The 1,349-nt window shown below is 70.7% G+C and carries 2 protein-coding genes; both read left to right on the top strand.

What is annotated here, in order from left to right; genetic code table 11:
* The coding region (locus tag ACYVK5_RS25755) for a transposase (RefSeq protein ID WP_460709126.1) at nucleotides 1-285 on the top strand (285 nt) is incomplete at its 5' end.
* Between the two features lie 2 nt (nucleotides 286-287).
* Entirely contained in the window at nucleotides 288-1,196 is a 909-nt protein-coding gene (locus ACYVK5_RS25760) for an IS3 family transposase (RefSeq protein ID WP_460709129.1), read from the top strand.
* Nucleotides 1,197-1,349: the final 153 nt, after the last annotated feature.

The following is a 1,349-nucleotide window of genomic DNA, read 5'->3' on the forward strand; positions in this document are numbered from 1 at the left end:
TACCGGAAGTTCGACGCGGACTTCAAGAAGGGCGCGGTGGGGCTGGTCGTGGAGACCGGGAAGCCGATCGCGCAGGTGGCTCGGGAGCTGGGGGTCAGTGCCGGGACGCTGGGGAACTGGGTGGCCAAGGCTCGTGTGGAACGCGAGGGTGGGCGGGGGCCGCTGGACGCGGATGAGCGGGCCGAGCTGGCTCGGTTGCGCAGGGAGAACACCGAGCTGCGGATGCAGCGTGATGTCCTCAAGCGTTCGGTGGCTCTCTGGGTCTCCGAGGCGATGGGCCGGTAGCCGTGGCCGGGTTCATCACTTCCCAGAGGGCCGAGTATCGGGTGCCCGTGGCGACCTCGTGCCGGGCTTTGGAGGTGTCCCAGGCCTGGTACTACAAGTGGGCTCACGGTGATCCCTCCCCGCGGCATGCGCGCCGGGCACGGCTTGCGGTGGAGGTGGCGCGCAGATTCGCTGCCCGTCGCGGGCGGGACGGGTCCCCCAGGATCACCGCCTGGCTACGCAGGCAGGGGTGGAAGGTCTCGGAGAACACGGTCGCCCAGGTCATGCGGGAGAACGGCCTGGTGGCGCGGGCGCCGCGGCGGCGCAAGAACACCACCCGGCAGGCCAGGGCGAATCGCTGGTACGCCCCCGACCTGGTCGAGCGACGTTTTGATGCCGGGGAGCCGGACCGCCTGTGGTTCGGGGACGGGACGCAGCTGGCCACCGGTGAGGGGAAGCTGTACCTGTACTCGGTGCTGGACATGTACGCCCGCCGCGTGCTCGGGTTCGCGATCAGCGCCCGTCACGACCGTGAAGTCGCTGAACGCGCCCTGGCCATGGCCGTGGCCGTGCGCGGCGGGCGGGACGCCCTTGAGATGGGCCGCCTGATCCTGCACACCGACCGCGGCGGGGAGTTCACCGCCTGCGACTTCCGCGCCGCCTGCGAGCGTATGCACATTACCCAGTCCATGGGCCGGCCCGGATCTGCGCTGGACAACAGCGTGCTCGAGGCGTGGCACTCCACCCTGACCCGGGAACTACGCGCCTGGCAGACCTGGCCCACTTTCGCTGCCGCGCGCCAGGCCGTAGCCGCCTTCGTGGACGACTACAACCACGACCGGCTCCACACCAAGCTCGGGATGCGATCCCCGATCGAGTTCGAGACCGGTCGGCTCAATCAGCCCGACGACACCCGCCGGGAGGCGGCATGAACTCCCTGCCCGGCGGCCGCCGCTCCATCATCGCCCGTCCTAGGCGCAGCTCAAGGCCAAGCCCCTACGGGGTGCCGCTCCGCGGCAGCCTTGACCTGCGCCTGCGGGCGGGACACCACGGCTCCGGACACAGCCGCCGGAACACCCTGGCAG

This window comes from Myceligenerans halotolerans (assembly GCF_054782975.1).